This is a genomic window from Nitratireductor sp. B36, from assembly GCF_020833685.1.
In the GTDB taxonomy this organism is placed as follows: domain Bacteria; phylum Pseudomonadota; class Alphaproteobacteria; order Rhizobiales; family Rhizobiaceae; genus Nitratireductor.
In genome coordinates this window covers 163,390-181,404 of the sequence record NZ_JACKZY010000004.1, presented here as the reverse complement: position 1 = coordinate 181,404, position 18,015 = coordinate 163,390, and the positions used below count along the sequence as shown (strand labels likewise).

The following is an 18,015-nucleotide window of genomic DNA, read 5'->3' as shown; positions in this document are numbered from 1 at the left end:
CCCAGTTCTGGCACTGAGGCAGCGCCAATAGGGCAGTAGGCAAATTTTAGATGCAAATGCCGGGAGTCTTGGCGGAGATAGCTAGAAATCTCCATACAATCCAAAGGAATACGCCCTATGACCCCGGTGAGAAGCTTGATTTCAAGAAGCAAAAGTCACTCTCATAATGCTACCGAACACATGACTGTCACAACCATGGATGTGCGCCAATTTCCGGTTTGGAGAAAAGCTCAACAAGCTGCGTTTTTTTGAGCGACAACGACAATGTAGCTTACGCCCAATCTTAGCCGGAGCAGCTATGACGTATTGGTCTGCGCGCCCATACCATAATTGTTGCTGAAACTTTTCGAGGCAATGTTAGACAATTCTCCTTGTCGAGTGTCCAACTATTGACGGAGAGTCTAATGCCAGAGAACGGAGTGAGATCAACCTACTCACAGGCCCCTTTCAAAATTTCTATGCATGACTTGGGCGGCGAGATATCGACAGGGACAGCATTCCATTACCTGCACAATGAAACGCGTTTCATCGTGACTAACTGGCATAATCTAACAGGTAAAGACTTCTTCAGCGGGGACAATCTCAACAAATCAGGGCGGACGCCGTTATGGATCGAGGTCCATACTGCGTCGTGGCAATCCTCCACCACCAATCACACGCGAAATTTTGGGATCGTTAGCCGAAGGGTAGAAATCTATGGTGATCCTGAAGCACAACTCGACAAATTATGGCTTGAGCATCCTCATCAGCGTTGTGACGTTGTCGCTATTGCTCACCCGAAACCCGACCAAGAACCGGAGTTCATGCACAATAGCGTGAACATGATCAGTGGCGCTCGGGTGCCGGTTCTTCCGGGCGAACTAGCTTTTGTCATAGGTTTTCCTCGGGGGCTCCAAACGGGATTTGGACTTCCTATTTGGAAATCTACATTCATTGCATCGGAGCCATTCTACAACGTCGATGTGGGCGGGCGTAGAGTTCCAGCGTTTTTTCTAGACGGTTACACTCGCCAGGGAATGTCTGGTTCACCTGTATTCGCGCGATTTAGAGGCATGTGGGACGCCAAAGATCCCTACAAAGCAATCGATCTTGACGACCCGGACTTCTGGTACCGAGACGATGTGAACATCTTCGGGTCTGAAGCAACGGAGTTCATCGGAATTTATAGTGGACGCATCCCAGAAAGCGAAGGTGAAGCCGCTTTGGGATTGTGTTGGACAAAAGATGCCATTGCTCAGGTTTGCTCGGCGCATTTTAGAAAGGGGCTGCCGGTTGCGTCTCACCAGTAGCAGGCATTCAAGTTTCATGCAGTATCCGTAGTTTTGAGCTCAGATCCGCCTATTTTCGGCTACGCCCAATCGACTGATCCGGTATCCGTGCCGTGCGTCGACTTGCACCTGAGGACTTTAAACAATCTCCTGCGGCCTATCTGAACTATTGAACCAAATAATTGCGATCCATTTACAACAGAATATCTGCACCAATAACGTTCCACCATTAGGGATGAAGGCAGCTTTCTGAAATGACAAACACTCCGCAGTTCTACGAAACCGAAGATCGTCGAACGCTCTCGCACACCGGGACACTGGTGCCTCCGTACGAGTTGCCGCCGACAAGATAGCCGGCTCGTCTCTCCACTCAACCTAACAACAGAAGAATTGGCTCCATGGCGACTCCAGCGCGCCCATAGGCGCACACGCGCACGCATTTACTATCATCAGGCCGAGCGTTTACCAGTGCCTGGACTGGCCACTGCTTCAGACAAGCGCTTCTTAAGAAGATGCTCCACCTGTTTCAACACCACCTCAACCTCCTCATGATCGCTAAGGTCGTCTACGCGTCGGGCGAGCTCATTGTAAAAACTGGTCGTTTCGGACGCGACGTCTTCGGGCCGTAGTCGGATGCCAGCCTCCCGGTGAATGCGATTAACGATACCCGCGAGCCTTTTCATAAATGCAGGCTCTAGCGCGTCTCTCTCCATGCGCGTTGGTGGAACGGCAAACATATCGCCTGCGCCAAGCACAAGCCAAGTCGGGTTCACACCAAACTTCTCGTTGTAGGCACGCAAGACAGAAGCCAGCGGTTCACTTTCACCTCGCTCATACGACGCAAGAGTGCTTTTGCTAACGCCTACAGCTTGGGCGATCACCTCACGATCGGGATCTCCAAGCGATCGACGAACTTCTCTCAAACGCGCAGCAACCGGCGTTTTCGGCTTAGACTCAGGCCTCGCCAATCCTATACCCTCGTAAAACGAATTTCCGCTTTACAAAAACGAATATCCGTTTTACCCCTATCTAAGTCGCCTGATCTTTCAGGCGGCAATTGCACAACACAAACCAACAAAAAGCGGATGTTGCAGCATCCGCTCCTTGAGGAGAAGCCGATGACAATTCCCAGGTGGGACCGTCATTCTATCCTTGCCCATATGCGCCGTAGAGGCATGACCCTCACCGGCCTTGCCGAGCGCTATGGTCTTAGCACTTCTGGCGTAAAGAATATCTGGACACGGCCCAACGAGCCAGCAGAAAGGGCGATAGCTGACTTCCTGGAGGAGCCGGTCGAGAAGGTTTTTCCCGACAGGTATCCCAAAACCCGCAATCGCATCTTCAAACCAGAGTTTGGCTCCACGTCATCTCGCAAAGCGACCTCCGACAAGGACCGGAGGGCGGTTGCATGACTTGTGGCACTTTCAACACACGGGGCCGCTCTAGCCTTTTGCGTCCGGACCTATCCGGCAAGGTGGTCGCGGGAGTTCCCCTCACCCCGGCTGTCGACCGCTCGCCTGCTGTCAGCGTCACACCACGATCCTCGGTGAACGCGACCTTTGCGGCAACGTCTAATCGTTCGGCCAATTTCGACAGGTCAAACCCGTTCACACCGTTCGACGCGGCGGACAATGCGAAGCGCCGCTTTGTGCAATCGCTTGTGGTCGCTCTGGCAACCCTCTGCGCCAGCTTCGGCATTCTCATGTTCGTGGTGACACAATGACCCGCAGCATCAATCTCCACTCCGAGAATGAACGGCTCCAGTTGATGCTGGCTTGCTGCTTCCGGGCTTCGCAGCAGCACTTCTCGCACCTCGCCATAAGGGACATCGTTGCGCCGCCGCGAGAGAAGCTCGATGCAGCGCTCGCCCGCCAGGTAGCACTTACCCTGATGCGTGACGCTTTCGACGTGCCACAGCGGCGGACGTCCAAACTCGTCGACCGCAATCGCGGCCGCATAGCATTCGCCATGTGGACCGTCACGAAGCGCCGGCAGTGCCCGGTGTTCAATCATGCTTATCAGCGCATGTCCGACCGGGCGCTCCACATCTACCACCGCGAAATAATGAAGCTGAAGGACGCTGCATAATGGCCGACTACAAGCTTATCCCGATTTCTGAGATCATCGTTCCGGAACGGCTACGGGCCGTGGAAGACGACCATGCACTGGCTATTCAGGCCTCTATCGTCGAGCACGGGTTGCTGAACCCTATTACCGTTCGCGCAACGCCTGCATCCAAAGGCGGGAAGTACACACTGGTGGCTGGTGCGCATAGGCTCCGCGCGATCCAGCTGCTCGATGACGCCGAAATTGAGGCGATCATTGTGTCAGCGGATAAGGACGAGGCGGTTTTGATTGAGGTCGAAGAGAACCTCTTTCGCAACGATCTGTCAGCCCTCGACCGCGCTATCTTTGTTCAGACCTACCGAGACACATGGGAAAGAAAACACGGGAAGGTCCAGCGCGGAAACCCGGATCTTCGCAAATCCGCAAACATTGCGGAATTGATCGAAGATGAAGCAAGAGCTGGCTTCTCAACCCATGTCGCCGAACGCATGGGGTTCTCACCCCGCTCGGTTGAGCTGCTCGGCCAGATTTCCAGAAACCTGCACCCTGATGTGCGCCACGCCGTGCGGGGCACGCCAGTGGCCGACAACCAGTCTGCCCTTCTCAAGCTTGCGAAACTTGAGCCAAAGCTGCAGCGCAGCGCAGCGGTTGCATTTCGCGAAACCGGCGACCTGAAGCAGGCATTGCAGCTCATTTCGAGCAATCCAACTCCACCGAAGAAAGCTGACCCGCAGGAAGAGATCTTCGCGCGGCTCGTTGGCACATGGGAGCGAGCCAGCGCCCCCACCAAGGCGCGATTTATTGAGCATATCGGGGCTGATGATGGAGATGCCGCATGAGCAAGCGGCATCCTGACCAGTTTGATCTGTTCCAAGCGCCTTTGTTTCCAGTACGTGCGCGAGCCGAGCAGATCGACATGGCGCGCTTTCGCTCGAAGCTGAAGCGCGCCATGGCTCAAGCCATCCGTGAGTGTCCATATGATCGGCCGACGATCGCCGCCCGTATGGCGCAGTATCTCGGGCTAGCCAGCATCTCCAAAGCCTCACTCGACGCCTACACGGCTGAGAGCAAGGAGGGCCATGACATTAGCCTCATCCGGTTCAAGGCGTTCGTCCGCGCGACCGGAGCGGTCTGGCTATGGGACATGGTGGTCTCCGAAGATGGCCTGACGCTGCTTGAAGGGGATGAGGCGCGCCTCGCCGAGATTGCACGCCTTCAGCAGGAGCAGCGCGAGATCGCAGCTTCCATCAAGACACTGCGTTCCACGCCAGTGGCCATCAAAAGACGGGGGCGTCCATGAAGGACTGGTTCACGATCCCCGAACTCGCAGCGGCCCGCCTGCCCGACATGCCTCAGACCCGGCAGGGGCTGGATGCACTCGCCAAGGCGGAGGGCTGGCGCTCGAAGGAAGGACTGGCCCGCAAGGTCGCTCGCCGGGGCGGCGGATGGGAGTACAGCATCCTGCTTCTTCCTAAAGCGGCGCAGACCCGGCTGACGATCATCCACTCTGCCACGGCCAATGATGACACCAACGCTCAAGCAGAGAACCGGGCGCGGATCTGGTCGTTCTTCGAAGCCCTCTCAAGAGAAGCGAAAAATGAGTGTGAACGCCGCCTGAAGGCTGTCCTCCAAGTGGTCGAGCTGAAAGATGCGGGCATCGCTCCGGCTGTTGCTGTCAGCGTCGCGGCGCGGCAGGCCGGCGTCAGCCGAGCCACACTCTACAACTGGCAGGGCATGTGCCTCGGCTATGATCGCTCCGACTGGCTCGCAGCGCTGGCCCCCACGCACGGAAACGGCTCCCAAAAGTCCGGCATCGACGAGCGCGCTTGGGACTACATCAAATCTGATTTTCTGCGGCCTGAGAGACCGACCTTCTCTAGTTGCTATCGGCGGCTCCAGAAAGCCGCCAAGAAGGAAGGCTGGTCGCCAATACCATCCGAGCGTTCTCTGCGCCGCCGGCTTGATGCCGAAGTGCCAGAGGCGGTTCAGGTGCTGGCGCGTTCGGGAAAGGACAAGGTCAAAACCCTGTATCCCGCACAGCGCCGCTCCCGCACCGACCTGCACGCAATGCAGGCCGTGAACATGGACGGCCACAAGCTCGACGTGTTCGTGAAAATGCCAGATGACCGGATCACCCGCGTCATGCTGATCGCGCTTCAGGACATTTTCTCCGGCAAGTTCGTCGCGTGGCGCATCTCCGAAAGCGAAAACAAAGAGACCGTGCGTCTCGTCATCGGCGACATGGTGGAGCGCTACGGCATCCCCGACATGATCACGCTCGACAATGGCCGGGCTTTTGCATCGAAGTGGATCACCGGTGGTTCGCGCACCCGCTATCGCTACAAGGTCCGCGAGGAGGAACCGCAGGGCCTCATCACAACGCTTGGCATCGAGCTCAAGTGGGCGCAGCCATTCTCCGGCCAGTCAAAGCCGATCGAGCGCGCCTTCCGGGATCTGGCCGACGACATCGCCAGGCACCCCTTCTGCGCGGGTGCATATACCGGAAACAAGCCGGACGCGAAGCCCGAGAACTACGCCTCGCGCGCGGTTCCACTCGAAGCCTTCCGCGAGCATGTCGATCAACAGATCGCGGAACACAACGCTCGCCCCGGCCGCACGGCGCGCTCGTGCGCGGGCCGAAGCTTCGATGAGACCTTTCAGGCGAGCCTCGAAAACCCGGCCACCATTGTGCGCTGGCCGACGTCGGCACAGCGTGCCCTCTGGCTTCTGGCAGCAGATCGTATCCGAGCACAGAAGGGCAGCGGCGAAATCCACTTCTACGGCAACCGGTACTGGAGCCGTGAACTGAATGCGTATGCCGGCCGATACCTGACCGTCCGCTTTGACCCGGATCACCTGACCCGGCCGCTCAAGGTCTATGACGAAAGCAACGCACTCATCTGTGAGGCCGAGTGCATTGAAGATGCCGGCTTCTACGATGCTGAGGCCGCTCGAACGCACGCCAAGGCGCGCAACGATTACCAGAAGGCCGTCGCAGCTGAACGCCGGGCGCATGCGCGCCTGTCGGCCGAGCAGCTCGCGGCAATCCTCGCCCATGGCCCGGCAGAGCGCGAGGAGCGGGAAACGCCCGCTCCACGCCCGAAGGTCACGCGCATCGCAACCGGCAATCTCGCCGTTCGCGCGGCAGCGCCAGCCATCAGCGAAGATGAGTTTGAAGATAGTCTTTCTCGGGCGCTGCGAATGACGCGCAACGCCTCGATCCTCGAATTCCCGAAAGGGAATGAACCGCAGTGTAGTGAGTACGGTTCCGAAAAAAAGGGCGGGAGAAATCCCGCCCAATAACCGGCCTAAAGGCCAAAATGTACAGGAACCTTTTAGATGAATGAATTCTTGGGCACAAGCCAACTCAAAACGGCAACGGCCACCAATTGGGAGCCACCACGCGCAGAGCCTGATGCATCGCTCTCCAATAGAACGGCCAGCGATATCGAGGAGTGGCGCACGCTAATCAACCGAGTGATTGAAACTGCTACGTCGATGAAGCTCTCGAAGGCTGAGATCGCCCGTCGCATCGGCATGGCCGAAGGTACCTTCTCGCAATGGTACTCCGGCAAATATGCCGGTCGTCTGGAGAACCAGAACCTTCTAGTCGCCAAGTGGCTGGACGCCGTGGCGGAAGCTGGTGACCTGACGTCCGGCATTCCGTCCTCTCCTCCGTTTATCAAGACGCGAACTGCTTTCGAGATCATGGAAACGCTCACCTGGGCGCAGGCCACAGGCGACCTCGTCATGATTACGCTGAATGCCGGATCGGGGAAAACGGCCACCTGCCGACACTATTGCGACACACGCGCCAATGTCTTCATGGCCACGATGTCGCCACACACGAAGACGGTTCACGGCATGCTGGTCGAACTTGCCTCGGAGCTAGACGTCCAGGTCCACAACCCGGCACGCCTGACACGCGCCATTGGTAAACGCCTTGAGCGCGCCGGTGGTGAGACCCTGCTTATCGTCGACGAAGCTCAGAACCTTGTCGATGACGCGATCAACCAGCTGCGCCACTTCGCCGACAACCATCATTGCGGTATCGCGCTGGTCGGCAACAGCGAGATCTATGGCCGCTTTGCCAAGCGCAGTGACGGTCCTTCCTATGCACAGCTCAAGAGCCGGCTCGGGAAACGCCTCAAACGCGACAAGCCAAGGAAAGAGGATCTGCAGGCGTTCATCGAAGCATGGAAGGTCAAGGACCCCGACGCCGTTAACCTCTTGGTCGCCATCGGCATGAAGGGTGGCGCCATGCGGCAGATCGACAAGACCATGAAACTCGCCTCGATGCTTTCCATCGGCAGCGGGCAGACACTGTCTATCGATCACATTCGAGCCGCTTGGAAGAACCGCGACGTCGAGGACATGGTGTGATCATGGCGGCTATAGCTTCAACAGAGCTTTCGCGGCTCGCCGATTACTTCCGCCAGCACTCCAAAAGCGGAGTTCGCCTCACGCCCGCCGTGACCGCGCAGCTTGCCGAACAACTCCGGCTTATCTCGGACCTTACAGCCAGCCAGGAGCAGGAGCTGCGCGTGCATCGGCTCGGAGAAAGCGAGCGGCTCGGTCGTGAGATTATGGAGAGCGAAGCTGATGAGGCCCTTCGGGGCCTCGTCACCGACCCTTGCGGCGTGATCATCCGTCCTGATTTTAGGAGAAAGTCATGAGCGAACTCTGTCGGATGGAAGTCTCAGACGGCATTCGGGAACTCAAGGCCGAACTCACGCCGTATTGCCATTCACGCCGCGTCCTGGAGCCTGCCCATGCGCGCGCGCTTCAGGTGTGTTGCGACCTGCTGTTCCAGGCCGCGAAGCATCAAGAGATCGAGATTGCCCGTCATGTCCGCAATTCGGCTGCGGCGTGGTGGAACATCACCCAGGAGGTCGACAGGCCGGGTACCAATCTCGCGCTCTTCCCGATCATTCCGAGACCGGTTCCCACGTCAGACCCTGAAGGAGCAGCGTAATGACCGAGCCCCTTCTCTCACTCGCATCGCAGGTCGACATCATCGACCTCGCTGGGAAGATCATCTCCAACCCGCGCCGCAATGCCGTCGCCGCGAGTACGTCCGAAGTGGTCGCGCTTGCTCATGCCACCGAGCGCTTTTAGGAAGTGGCCATCGAAGCGGAAACGCTCGTGCGTGCACTGAAGCGAGAGCAGAGCGGCGATGACCAGCAGGAGAATAAGCGGGAACACGCCATCCAGACGCAGGTCGACCGCATCACCGATTTGATGATCGCGCTGCGCGATCAGAACAACACGCACCCGGAGTAGAAAAATGGAAGCTGTCATTCTCGAAGAACGCCCTGAAACCGGCGAAGTGCTAGTCAAGGGCAAGCGCTATATGCCTGACGCCAAGGGCAACCTGGTCCCGATTGAAACAATCCGACCTGCCGATCGGCTCGAAGATGAGACCGTCCGAAAGATAATGGCCTTTGCGGATGAACTGTCGGCGCAGATCTCGCGGTTCCGTGGTCACACCATGACTGACCTCGGCGAGTTCGATGCCCTGCTGGAGCAGGAGTACAACTCCACAAAAGGCGGGCCGAAGGGCAACCGGACCTATCAGACGTTTGACGGACTGATGAAGGTCAGCGTGCAGGTTTCAGAGTTCATCGATTTCGGGCCGCAGCTACAGGTGGCCAAGAAGCTCCTGGATGAATGTCTGATCGAGTGGGCAGCTGACAGCGACCCGAAGATCCGTGCGATCATCACTCGCGCCTTCAACACTGATAAGGAAGGCAAGGTCAACCGCGCCGAGATCTTCATGTTGCTCCGGCTCGACATCGATGATCCACGCTGGATGGAAGCCATGCGTGCCATTCGTGAAGCCATGCGCGTTACCGGATCGAAGGAGTATGTGCGGTTCTATCGCCGTCAAACCGTCCAAGACAGATGGGAGGCGGTCACGATTGATCTGGCAAAAGCATGAGTTCACCTCTCGTCAGAAACCTCATTCATCCAAGACCTCGGCAAATGCTTAGAGTACTCTCCGTTAGTGAATTCGAGTTGCTCGCTGAGTTTTTGCGCGTATTCGATCACTGGCAAAACAAATGGGAAATCGGCTCTGATTTGATCCAGTTCGTCCGAGCTGGGCGGAGCAGGTTCGAATTGCTCGCCTTTCTCCGCTCTCCCCTGCCTCGCACGAATGTTCGCCTTTGCGTTCCCCAGCAAGCTGCCATTCCGCTGCAATTTCATAATCTTGGATGTCCGCTTTGCCAACGAGGGTGCTTTAGCGCGGATATTTTCAATAAGATTGAGGGTGCTCGGATCAAGCAGGCTTTTGGCATAATCAAGTTCGGGGCAAGCAATTATCCCCTCAATCTGCCGTACCTTGCTCTCGAAAAGGTCTATGCTTTCCCACCTGGGCGGTTGCGGATCATCGGAGTCAATCTCCTTCTTGATCGCCTCCAGTCTACTTTGGGTCTCGTCCGCCCAGCCCTTCAGCAACTTTGCAAGAGGATCGGAAGCCTGCTGAATCTTCAATGCATCGCTTCTGAGGCTCAACGCGATCACCTGTTCGTGACGTCGCCCCTGCAGGCGATCAGAGCGTCGCATTTGGACGATTGTAAAAATCGCGGCAGCAACCGCGAGAATACCTGTCACCAAAGGTTGCCAATCTTTGAGAAACGTTGTTCCAGAACTGGTGTCAGCCAACGCCAATCCAATTATGATGCCAACGATGGTGAACATAAGACAGCTCACCGCCATGAAAACAGTATCGTTCATTACGACCTCAATCATCACGACAGACTTCTTCTCGCATTTGGTTCCGGCGTTGACAAGGAATGGACATCATGAATGCGCTTGCAGCCATCCATGTTGCCAAGAAACAGCTCGGTCTCGACGATGACACCTATCGCGCACTGCTGATGCGCGAGACGGGAAAGAACTCTGCAGCCAAGCTGACCCCAAACGAGCAGCGCCGCGTGATTGAGGTTCTCCGCAATCAGGGTTTCAAACCCGGTTCGAGCGCCTCTCAAAAGGGCCTCAAAGGCAAATATGCGAAGAAGCTGCAGGCGCTCTGGATCGCCGCATGGAACCTTGGCATCGTCCGTGACCGGAGCGACCGCGCGCTTATCGCCTTTGTGAAGCGTCAGGCCGGAATTGATCACGTCAGGTTTGTGCACCATCCAGAAGATGCCCGAAAAGCGATTGAGGGCATCAAGGCTTGGATGGCGCGCGAGGCGGGCGTCAACTGGCTGATGGAGAGATTTCTCCCCGACTGGATGCAGTGCGATGGATATCGCATCGCTGCAGCGCAGTTCTTCATACTGAAGAAGCTCGATCCGTCTTTCGCCGAAAATCGGAGCGTGCAGAACTGGATGGCGACCGAGCTTCAGCTCGATGCCAGGTTCATGCAGAGCGACGACTGGATCTCGGTGATGAACCGACTCGGCGTTCAGATCCGGGAGGCGCAGGGCAAATGAGCGATGAAGTGCGCGTCGATCCTGACCGGCCGGTTGCTGATGGCGTTCCGTTTGACGACCTCTTCGGCATACCCCTTGAGCGCATGAATGCTCTGGCTGCGCGAGAGGTCATGTTACTCACGGAGTTCCGTGCAGATGAACGCACCTATGGCGGCAGCATCATCTGCGGATCAATCGACGATGCCGAGGCTAGAGCATTCGGCAGGGGCCTTGGTGAACGTGTGATCGGCACACTCACCCGCACGAGCCTCTGGTCATGAAACCATGCACCGCCATCCCCCTTGATCGGGCAGGAGGTTGAAATGCAACAGCTCCCGCAGGCAGACAACCTGCCGCTGTTCAACTGGCACGAGATCGACGTGATCCAGAAACAGCGCCAGTCACTGCGGGAGCGCATCGACCGTATGCGTCCGAACAGTCACCGCCGCGTCGAGCTCACGGCCCGGCTTAGAACCCTCACCACGCAACAGATAGCCCTCCAGTTGAAGATGAAAGCCGAACGATGAGCAGCATTGGATCGAGCCTTCCTTCCATCCTCGCCGAGATTGCGGACGTGGCCGGCGCAGAGGCTGCCTGGGCGCTTGCCCGCACACAGGGCGGCACCACGATCTACATCCCACGCGAAGCGGAAGACGGCCACTGGCTCACCGAACTGGTTGGCAAGGAAGCAGCCTCGAAAATCTGCAACCATTTCCGCGTCGGCAACACAGGCGCGCGCATTCCGATCCCGCTGGCGAAACAGAGCGAACAGCGACTTCGCTTGCACAGGGCGCTGGAGGCCGGTATGTCCGCACCGCAGGCAGCGCGCGCGGCCGGCATGCACGAAAGGTCCGCATTTCGTGCACGTGCCCGGATGCGCGATGACGACGAGATTGACGATCGGCAGGGAAAGCTGCTCTAAGATCCTCAGCGATGGATCACACATCGCGCTGCCCATCATGATTTCTTCAAAACACCCGCCTTCCCACTGACGCTGTCAGGGCGTGAATGCCTGCGCTCGGCTGGCACATTCGCACGAAATCCAATTCGTTCGAACGTGCCGGAGCTCACCATGCAGTCGATTAGCCCGAAAGGGATCGAATACCTCGAAAGCGCCGAAGGGGTCGTTCTCAAAGCTTACCGTGATCCGGTTGGCATCTGGACGATTGGCGGAGGACTGACCGCCGCCAGCGGTGTCGTCACTCCGAGGGCCGGCATGGTAATCACCCGAAAGGAAGCCTCTCGCCTTCTTGCCCTGGCGCTGAAGCGCAACTACGAGCCCCGCGTCCGCAAGGCTCTCGGCAGAGTGGCGCAGCATGTCTTCGACGGTTCCACCTCGTTCGATTACAACACCGGCGCCATCCATCGCGCTTCCTGGGTGAAAGCGTTCCGGAACAATAATCCCGCCAAAGCCCGTGCGAAAATCATGCTCTGGGTGAAGGGGGGCGGGCGCGTGTTGCCGGGCCTGAAGCGTCGTCGCCGTGAGGAGGCGGACATAATTCTGCTCGACAAGTGGCCGGCGCACATCTCGATCGCCAGAAACCCGGCAAAACCGAACGTGGCTTTTGCCGGTGTGGCCATCGCATTGACGCCGGGCGAAATCGACAAGATCGCGGAAGGTTTCCGCAGCATTGGCTACGACCCCGGTACGACCCCCGGCCGGATCAGTCTCATCGCTGTTTCCGACTTCCAGCGAAAATACGATCTCACAGTCGATGGAGTCATCGGCAAGGCCACACTTTCCACGCTGCAGCGCGAGCTGGATGCGCGCAAGAGCGCGAAAAAAGGTGCCGGTGGCGCGGCCGGTGGAGCGGTCGTGGCGGGCGGCGGTGAAGCCGTGTCACCCGGCACCAGCCTTCCCGATCCGACCACGCTCGATCCGGCGCTCCTGAAGTGGATTGGCGCGGTCGGCGGCGCAATCGCGGGTGTCTATCTGCTTTATCTCGCCTGGCACTATCGCGACATGATCGCGGCCCGCATTGCCAATCACCTCCCGCGCACCGCGAAGTTTCTGAGGAGCTTCTGATGAACCTTATCGGTGGCGTCATCGCCGGGATCGCCAGCAAGGTCGGGGCCAAACTGGTCGGCAAGGTACTCGGAGATCGTTTCGGCCCGGCCGGCGGGCAACTAGCCGAAACGGTGGTCAAGGAAGTCGCTAAGCGGGTCGGCGTGCCTGTCGAACAGCTCCCGGAGGCCAATGAGAAGGAACTGGAAGACGCCGTTCGGAACGTCGAAACGACCATGCCCGAAATCATAGCCCTTTGGGCGAAGGGGCTCGACGGTCAGTTCGCGCTTCTCCAGGCAGAAACCGAACAGGGGTTTTGGCAAAGCGCCTGGCGCTGGGGCTGGATGTATCTGCTGGCCTTCTTCTGGATCTGGCGCATTGTTGTCGGTCCGGCGATGAATGCCTGGGGCTGGCCTATCGAACTGGTCGATCACGCAATCCTGCTCACGCTCACCACATGGTTCATCTCGCTTTACATGGGCGGCCATACGGTAAAGGCGTTGGGGTCGAGCGCGATCGAGGCGGTAAAGTCCATGCGAGGTCGTCAGCCATGAAGCTCGGCAATGCTGCCTTCGAACTCGCCGAGCTGCGAACGGCACAGGAACGGGATGCCGGGATCAGCCGGGCACGCGCCGCCGTGAATGCCAGGGGGCGGACCTTCTGTGTCGACTGTGATGAACCGATTTCCTCCGCGCGACGGCAGGCCATGCCATCCGCAGACCGATGCCTCGCCTGCCAGACTAAAAAAGAGCGTCAGCGCGGGAGGCGTGGCTGATGGATCTGCAAGACCTCATGCCATGGCTGTCGGCGACTGCACTCATCATCTCGCTTGGCACCTCGGTTTCGACCTTCCTGACGTCCGGCGCAAAGCAGAATTCCAAGAAGATTGCCGACCTGGACGAAGCGGCCAAGGCACTTGAGAGCCGCGTCCAGGAGATCGAGACGGAAATGCGCCATCTACCGGACAAGGATGCCGTCCACCGCCTGGAGCTTACGCTGAAAGACATGTCGGCGGAGATCATAAAGATCGGCACATCAGCCGAGCAGTCGGCACGCACCACAGCGCGTGTCGAAGCCTACTTGCTTGAACAGAACAAGAGCAGAGCCTGATGAACTACGCTGCTTTCGCCAAGGCCGATGCCCGGCTCATCATCCTCAAGGAACTGTCGCGCCAGACCGACGGCCGCATGAACGAGACCATGCTGACCTCCGTGCTCGACACGTTCGGTCACCGCCGTTCACGAGACTGGGTCCGCACGCAACTGCGGGCGCTGGAAGAACTCGGCGCGGTCACGCTCGTTGAGGCCGGCACCGTTCTCATCGCCTCCATTTCGCGTGCCGGTCTCGATCACGTCGAACGGCGCATCGTGATCGAGGGGATTGCGAAGCCCTCGCCGGAGCATTGAGCATGGCGCGCAAGGGCCGTGGCCGACTTTCGGCAATCGACCTCCTGCCGGAGGAATGTTCCGAGGCGATCTCGTGGGCGGCCGAGCAGCTCGCCGGCCGGGATAGAACGCAGCTCGACATCTATGCCGAGTTCAAGGAAAAGCTCATCGCCCTGCAGGGAGAAACCGGCCTCGGCTTCAGCATCCCGTCCTTCTCGGCCTTCAATCGCTATTCGATCCGCGTGGCGCAGATGTCACGCCGCCTGGAACAGACCCGCGAGATTGCTGCCACGATCTCCGAGCGCATGGACGCAGAAGCGTCTGACGACCTGACGCTCATCGCGGCCGAGGCAATCAAGACGCTCGTGTTCGAAACCCTGCAGCAGGCCGGTGAGGCAGGCGTCAATCCAAAGGGAGCCATGGAACTGGCGAACGCACTGCGCGCTGCGACCGCCGCCCAATCCGTTTCAACCACGCGGCGGCAGAAGGTCGAGAAGGAGTTCGCAGAGAAGGCGACAAAGGCCATCGAGAAGGTTGGGCGCGAGACCGGCCTTTCGGCAGACACCATTGGACAGTTGCGCCGCGACTTCCTCGGTGTACGGGACAAGCCCACTGGCAAGGCGAACAACGATGGCTGACCCGATGGAAACCAAATGGGTGGACCCGGTCATCCCGCGGTCTCCAGATGATCTACCGGAAGAGCTGCCGCGCGGTGCGGAGATCCCTGCTGATCTCGACGCGCTCGCCGATGGTGTCTTGATGCGGCATCAAGCCGAGTGGCTCGAAGATCGAAGTGACCTGAAGATCTGCGAGAAGGGGCGGCGCACCGGCATCACCTTTGCCGAAGCACTTGACGACACGTTGATTGCAGCCGCGAAACGATCGGCCGGTGGCGACAACGTTTTCTACATCGGCGACACCAAGGACAAGGGCCGCGAGTTCATCGGCTATGTGAAGCATTTCGCGCAGACCGTGGCGAAGGAGCTGGTCTCGGTACAGGAGTTCATGTTCGAGGACCGGCGTGAAGATGGTTCCACCGGTTACATCGCCGCGTATCGCATCCAGTTCGCATCCGGCTTCAGGGTCGAGGCCCTTTCGAGCAGACCCGACAACATTCGCGGCCTTCAGGGTGTCGTCGTCATCGATGAGGCGGCGTTCCACAAGGATGTCCGCCTCGTCCTGGATGCGGTCAACGCCCTGCTGATCTGGGGCGGCCGCATCCGGATCATCTCCACCCACAACGGCGTTCTGAATGCGTTCAATGAACTTATCCGCGAAGTCCGCGCAACGGGAGAGCCGCCTTACAGCATCCATCACGTTCCGTTTGCCAAGGCCGTGGAGAATGGCCTGTTCAAACGCGTATGCCTGATCAAGGGTGAAGAGTGGTCTCCTGAGGCTGAGGCGGAATGGGAGCGGAAGATCCGTGCATCCTACGGTGCACGCAAGGCAAAAATGCGCCAGGAGCTGGACGCCATACCGACCGAGGCGGAGGGCGCGGCACTGACCCGCGTGCAGATCGAAGCCTGTATGACGTCCGGCATTCCCATTGTCCGCTGGGTCTGTGATGACGACTTCAAGAATGCGCCGGAGCATGTCCGGACGGCCGATGCGCGTGACTTCTGCGAGCGCGAGTTGGCCCCGCTTCTGAAAGCGCTCAACCCGCGAAGAGCGCATGTCTTTGGAGAAGACTTTGCCCGTTCGGGCGATGCGACAGTCATCCTGCCGCTGGAGATCGGGAGCGATCTCGTTCGCCGCACCTGCTTTGTCCTGGAGCTGCGCAACGTGCCCTTCGATCAGCAGCGCGAGATCCTCTACTACGTGGTGGACCGGTTGCCGCGTCTCGTGGGCGGCGCGCTCGATGCGACCGGCAACGGCGCTTATCTCGCAGAGAAGGCCGCACAGAAATACGGTGCGACCGTGGTCGAGGTGAAGCTCTCGGAAAGCTGGTACCGCACAGAGATGCCGGCTTATGTCGAAGCGTTCTCTGACGGCACGATCCTGTTGCCCCGCCACGAGGACGTGCTCCGCGATCATCAATCGCTGTCCTATGTGAACGGCATCATCAAGGTGCCAGACAATCACCGCTTCAAAGGATCGGACGGACTGGATCGCCACGGCGACACAGCGATTGCCGGAGCGCTCGGTTACTACGCCTCTCGCGCCGACCTGGAAGAGTTCGCCTACGTCCCCGTTGGCGAGCGCGCCGACGAACGCGTCGACATGTTCGAACAGGCTTCCAGCAGCGGCTTTGTTCCAACTCTCAAGGGAGGTCTCTTCTGATGGCCAGTCCGCCCAGGATCATCGACCAGTGGGGCAATCCCGTTTCGACCCGCAATCTGAAAGAAGAAGTCGCTGCCCCAACTATGGGCAGCGTTCGAAGCGTCTGGAGCGAGACCATCATTGCCGGCCTTGACCCAGCTGGTATGGCAAGTGTTCTCAACCAGGCTGGCCGAGGCTGGCCCGATCGGTTCTTCACGCTCGCCGATGAAATGGAAGAGCGCGACCTCCACTACCGCTCCGTTCTCGGCACCCGCAAGCTCGCTATAACTGGTGTCGAACCGATCGTGGTCGCCGGCGGTGACGATGCTCAGTCGAAGAAGATCGCCCAGGCCGTCAAGGAGTTGATCGAGCAACCGGCATTTCCCGACGACTACACGGCCGACCTGCTCGATGGCTTGGGCAAGGGCTATTCAGTGGTTGAGACGATCTGGGACCGGGCAGGCAAGGAGTGGTCGCCGATCCGGTATGAATGGCGTGACCAGCGCCACTTTCTGATTGACGAGATCGACGGCCGAACACTGCGCCTCAAGCATCCCGACCACTATCGCGGACTGGAACTTCCCCCCTACCAATTCTCGATCCATAGGCCGAAGCTGAAATCCGGCCTGCCGATCCGTGGCGGCCTGGCACGCCTGGTCGCTTGGGCCTTCCTGTTCAAGCACTATAGCCTCAAAGACTGGATGGCGTTTCTTGAGGTTTACGGAATGCCGCTGCGCGTCGGCAAGTTCGGCCGTGGCGCCAGCATGGATGATCGCCGGGTTCTGCTACAGGCGGTGCGTGACATCTCCACGGATGCGGCCGCGATCATTCCGAAGGAAATGGACATCGAGTTCGTCGCGGTCAGCGGTTCCTCCGGGAACAATCTGTTCTCGGCGATGACGGATTACCTGGACAAGCAGATTTCGAAGGGCGTCCTCGGCCAGACCATGTCGACAGATGACGGCTCGTCCCGCGCGCAGGCGGAGGTGCACGAGAATGTGCGCCACGACATTGCCCGTGCCGATGCCCGCCAGACCTGCGTGACGATGAACCGGGATCTGATCCGCCCCTATGTCGATCTGAACTACGGACCGCAGGATCGCTATCCGGTTGTCGTAATCCCGATCACCGAGAATGAAGACATCAAGACGCTGGCAGACGTCATCGACCGGCTTGTTCCGCTGGGGCTCGAGGTTGGTGCGAACGGCATGCGCGAGCGGCTCGGCTTCGAGGCTCCCGAAAAGGGGGAGAAGCTCCTTCACCCGGCAGCGGCCGGCGCGCCTGGCAAAGAGCCGCCAGAGAAACCAGAAGAGGCCACCGCACGGCAACAGACGCCCTGCGCCCATTGTGGCGGCTATCACGCGCTTGCTGAAGACGAACGCGACGAGCTGGACCTTCTTATCGAGGATGCGCTCAACCATTGGCAAATGGATCTCGACCCACTCTTGAAGCCCCTTCGAAGCCTCATTGAAGAGGCCGGGAACTATGATGAGCTGCGTGAGGGCCTGGACACACTCATGTCCGGCGATGCCGGCAGCGAGTTTGCCAAGCGCCTGGCAGAACTCACGATGAAAGCGCGTGGCCTCGGAGACATCGGCCAGGGGCGCTAGAGG

The 18,015-nt window shown here is 58.9% G+C and carries 27 protein-coding genes; 25 read left to right on the top strand and 2 right to left on the bottom strand.

Annotated features, from left to right (window positions below; genetic code table 11):
- The first annotated feature begins 404 nt into the window (after nt 1–404).
- Nucleotides 405–1,289 carry a serine protease gene (locus H7H48_RS17175; protein ID WP_229450277.1) on the top strand — a complete coding sequence of 295 codons (885 nt, stop codon included), beginning with the start codon at nt 405–407 and terminating at the stop codon, nt 1,287–1,289.
- Between the two features lie 428 nt (nt 1,290–1,717).
- Here H7H48_RS17175 and H7H48_RS17170 read toward each other — a convergent pair whose 3' ends face one another.
- The gene (locus H7H48_RS17170; RefSeq protein ID WP_255664094.1) at nt 1,718–2,191 is read right to left on the bottom strand and encodes a helix-turn-helix domain-containing protein; all 474 of its coding nucleotides are present in this window, start codon (nt 2,189–2,191) and stop codon (nt 1,718–1,720) included.
- A gap of 195 nt (nt 2,192–2,386) precedes the next feature.
- Here H7H48_RS17170 and H7H48_RS17165 point away from each other — a divergent pair, with 195 nt between their 5' ends.
- Genes H7H48_RS17165 through H7H48_RS17110 form a run of 12 tightly spaced genes read left to right on the top strand, consistent with a single transcriptional unit; the run spans nt 2,387 to nt 9,276 of the window.
- Nucleotides 2,387–2,680, top strand: a complete 294-nt coding sequence (locus H7H48_RS17165; RefSeq protein WP_229450275.1) for a helix-turn-helix transcriptional regulator — start codon at nt 2,387–2,389, stop codon at nt 2,678–2,680.
- A complete protein-coding gene (locus tag H7H48_RS17160) occupies nt 2,677–2,991 on the top strand; it encodes a hypothetical protein (protein WP_229450274.1) in 315 nt (104 codons plus the stop codon). The genes H7H48_RS17165 and H7H48_RS17160 overlap by 4 nt, the downstream gene beginning before the upstream one ends.
- Complete coding sequence (locus tag H7H48_RS17155) at nt 2,988–3,356, top strand: hypothetical protein (protein WP_229450273.1); 369 nt, start codon at nt 2,988–2,990, stop codon at nt 3,354–3,356. Before H7H48_RS17160 ends, H7H48_RS17155 begins: the two co-directional genes overlap by 4 nt.
- A complete protein-coding gene (locus H7H48_RS17150; RefSeq protein ID WP_229450272.1) occupies nt 3,356–4,174 on the top strand; it encodes a ParB/RepB/Spo0J family partition protein in 819 nt (272 codons plus the stop codon). Before H7H48_RS17155 ends, H7H48_RS17150 begins: the two co-directional genes overlap by 1 nt.
- The gene (locus tag H7H48_RS17145) at nt 4,171–4,635 is read left to right on the top strand and encodes a hypothetical protein (RefSeq protein WP_206994396.1); all 465 of its coding nucleotides are present in this window, start codon (nt 4,171–4,173) and stop codon (nt 4,633–4,635) included. Before H7H48_RS17150 ends, H7H48_RS17145 begins: the two co-directional genes overlap by 4 nt.
- Nucleotides 4,632–6,638 carry a transposase domain-containing protein gene (locus tag H7H48_RS17140; RefSeq protein ID WP_229450271.1) on the top strand — a complete coding sequence of 669 codons (2,007 nt, stop codon included), beginning with the start codon at nt 4,632–4,634 and terminating at the stop codon, nt 6,636–6,638. The genes H7H48_RS17145 and H7H48_RS17140 overlap by 4 nt, the downstream gene beginning before the upstream one ends.
- Before the next feature lie 36 nt (nt 6,639–6,674).
- Nucleotides 6,675–7,718, top strand: coding sequence for an AAA family ATPase (locus H7H48_RS17135; RefSeq protein WP_229450270.1), 1,044 nt, complete (start codon nt 6,675–6,677; stop codon nt 7,716–7,718).
- Between the two features lie 2 nt (nt 7,719–7,720).
- Entirely contained in the window at nt 7,721–8,011 is a 291-nt protein-coding gene (locus H7H48_RS17130; RefSeq protein WP_229450269.1) for a hypothetical protein, read from the top strand.
- Nucleotides 8,008–8,310, top strand: a complete 303-nt coding sequence (locus H7H48_RS17125) for a hypothetical protein (RefSeq protein ID WP_229450268.1) — start codon at nt 8,008–8,010, stop codon at nt 8,308–8,310. Before H7H48_RS17130 ends, H7H48_RS17125 begins: the two co-directional genes overlap by 4 nt.
- Nucleotides 8,310–8,453: a hypothetical protein gene (locus H7H48_RS17120; protein ID WP_229450267.1), complete on the top strand. Its 144-nt coding sequence runs from the start codon at nt 8,310–8,312 to the stop codon at nt 8,451–8,453. The genes H7H48_RS17125 and H7H48_RS17120 overlap by 1 nt, the downstream gene beginning before the upstream one ends.
- 27 nt (nt 8,454–8,480) lie before the next feature.
- A complete protein-coding gene (locus tag H7H48_RS17115) occupies nt 8,481–8,618 on the top strand; it encodes a hypothetical protein (RefSeq protein ID WP_229450266.1) in 138 nt (45 codons plus the stop codon).
- Nucleotides 8,619–8,622: 4 nt separating this feature from the next.
- On the top strand, nt 8,623–9,276 hold the full coding sequence (locus H7H48_RS17110) for a DUF3164 family protein (protein ID WP_229450265.1): 654 nt from the start codon (nt 8,623–8,625) through the stop codon (nt 9,274–9,276).
- A gap of 2 nt (nt 9,277–9,278) precedes the next feature.
- Here H7H48_RS17110 and H7H48_RS17105 read toward each other — a convergent pair whose 3' ends face one another.
- Complete coding sequence (locus H7H48_RS17105; protein ID WP_229450264.1) at nt 9,279–10,073, bottom strand: hypothetical protein; 795 nt, start codon at nt 10,071–10,073, stop codon at nt 9,279–9,281.
- A 68-nt stretch (nt 10,074–10,141) separates the two neighbouring features.
- On the opposite strand from H7H48_RS17105, the gene H7H48_RS17100 reads away from it, so the two are divergent.
- The 12 genes from H7H48_RS17100 to H7H48_RS17045 all read left to right on the top strand — a co-directional run bounded on the left by H7H48_RS17100 (nt 10,142) and on the right by H7H48_RS17045 (nt 18,012).
- Nucleotides 10,142–10,774, top strand: coding sequence for a gp16 family protein (locus H7H48_RS17100; protein WP_229450263.1), 633 nt, complete (start codon nt 10,142–10,144; stop codon nt 10,772–10,774).
- Nucleotides 10,771–11,034 (top strand): hypothetical protein, encoded by a 264-nt coding sequence (locus H7H48_RS17095; RefSeq protein WP_229450262.1) that lies wholly within the window; start codon nt 10,771–10,773, stop codon nt 11,032–11,034. The genes H7H48_RS17100 and H7H48_RS17095 overlap by 4 nt, the downstream gene beginning before the upstream one ends.
- A gap of 42 nt (nt 11,035–11,076) precedes the next feature.
- A complete protein-coding gene (locus H7H48_RS17090) occupies nt 11,077–11,280 on the top strand; it encodes a hypothetical protein (protein ID WP_229450261.1) in 204 nt (67 codons plus the stop codon).
- Complete coding sequence (locus tag H7H48_RS17085; RefSeq protein WP_229450260.1) at nt 11,277–11,675, top strand: helix-turn-helix domain-containing protein; 399 nt, start codon at nt 11,277–11,279, stop codon at nt 11,673–11,675. The genes H7H48_RS17090 and H7H48_RS17085 overlap by 4 nt, the downstream gene beginning before the upstream one ends.
- A gap of 150 nt (nt 11,676–11,825) precedes the next feature.
- Nucleotides 11,826–12,779 carry a glycoside hydrolase family protein gene (locus tag H7H48_RS17080; protein ID WP_229450259.1) on the top strand — a complete coding sequence of 318 codons (954 nt, stop codon included), beginning with the start codon at nt 11,826–11,828 and terminating at the stop codon, nt 12,777–12,779.
- Nucleotides 12,779–13,312, top strand: coding sequence for a hypothetical protein (locus H7H48_RS17075; protein WP_229450258.1), 534 nt, complete (start codon nt 12,779–12,781; stop codon nt 13,310–13,312). Before H7H48_RS17080 ends, H7H48_RS17075 begins: the two co-directional genes overlap by 1 nt.
- The gene (locus H7H48_RS17070) at nt 13,216–13,533 is read left to right on the top strand and encodes a TraR/DksA C4-type zinc finger protein (RefSeq protein WP_370633414.1); all 318 of its coding nucleotides are present in this window, start codon (nt 13,216–13,218) and stop codon (nt 13,531–13,533) included. Before H7H48_RS17075 ends, H7H48_RS17070 begins: the two co-directional genes overlap by 97 nt.
- Nucleotides 13,533–13,868 (top strand): DUF2730 family protein, encoded by a 336-nt coding sequence (locus tag H7H48_RS17065; RefSeq protein ID WP_229450256.1) that lies wholly within the window; start codon nt 13,533–13,535, stop codon nt 13,866–13,868. Before H7H48_RS17070 ends, H7H48_RS17065 begins: the two co-directional genes overlap by 1 nt.
- The gene (locus H7H48_RS17060; protein WP_229450255.1) at nt 13,868–14,164 is read left to right on the top strand and encodes a hypothetical protein; all 297 of its coding nucleotides are present in this window, start codon (nt 13,868–13,870) and stop codon (nt 14,162–14,164) included. The genes H7H48_RS17065 and H7H48_RS17060 overlap by 1 nt, the downstream gene beginning before the upstream one ends.
- 2 nt (nt 14,165–14,166) lie before the next feature.
- Nucleotides 14,167–14,781 (top strand): DUF3486 family protein, encoded by a 615-nt coding sequence (locus H7H48_RS17055; RefSeq protein WP_229450254.1) that lies wholly within the window; start codon nt 14,167–14,169, stop codon nt 14,779–14,781.
- A complete protein-coding gene (locus tag H7H48_RS17050; RefSeq protein WP_229450253.1) occupies nt 14,774–16,423 on the top strand; it encodes a hypothetical protein in 1,650 nt (549 codons plus the stop codon). Before H7H48_RS17055 ends, H7H48_RS17050 begins: the two co-directional genes overlap by 8 nt.
- Nucleotides 16,423–18,012, top strand: coding sequence for a DUF935 domain-containing protein (locus tag H7H48_RS17045; protein ID WP_229450252.1), 1,590 nt, complete (start codon nt 16,423–16,425; stop codon nt 18,010–18,012). The genes H7H48_RS17050 and H7H48_RS17045 overlap by 1 nt, the downstream gene beginning before the upstream one ends.
- Nucleotides 18,013–18,015: the final 3 nt, after the last annotated feature.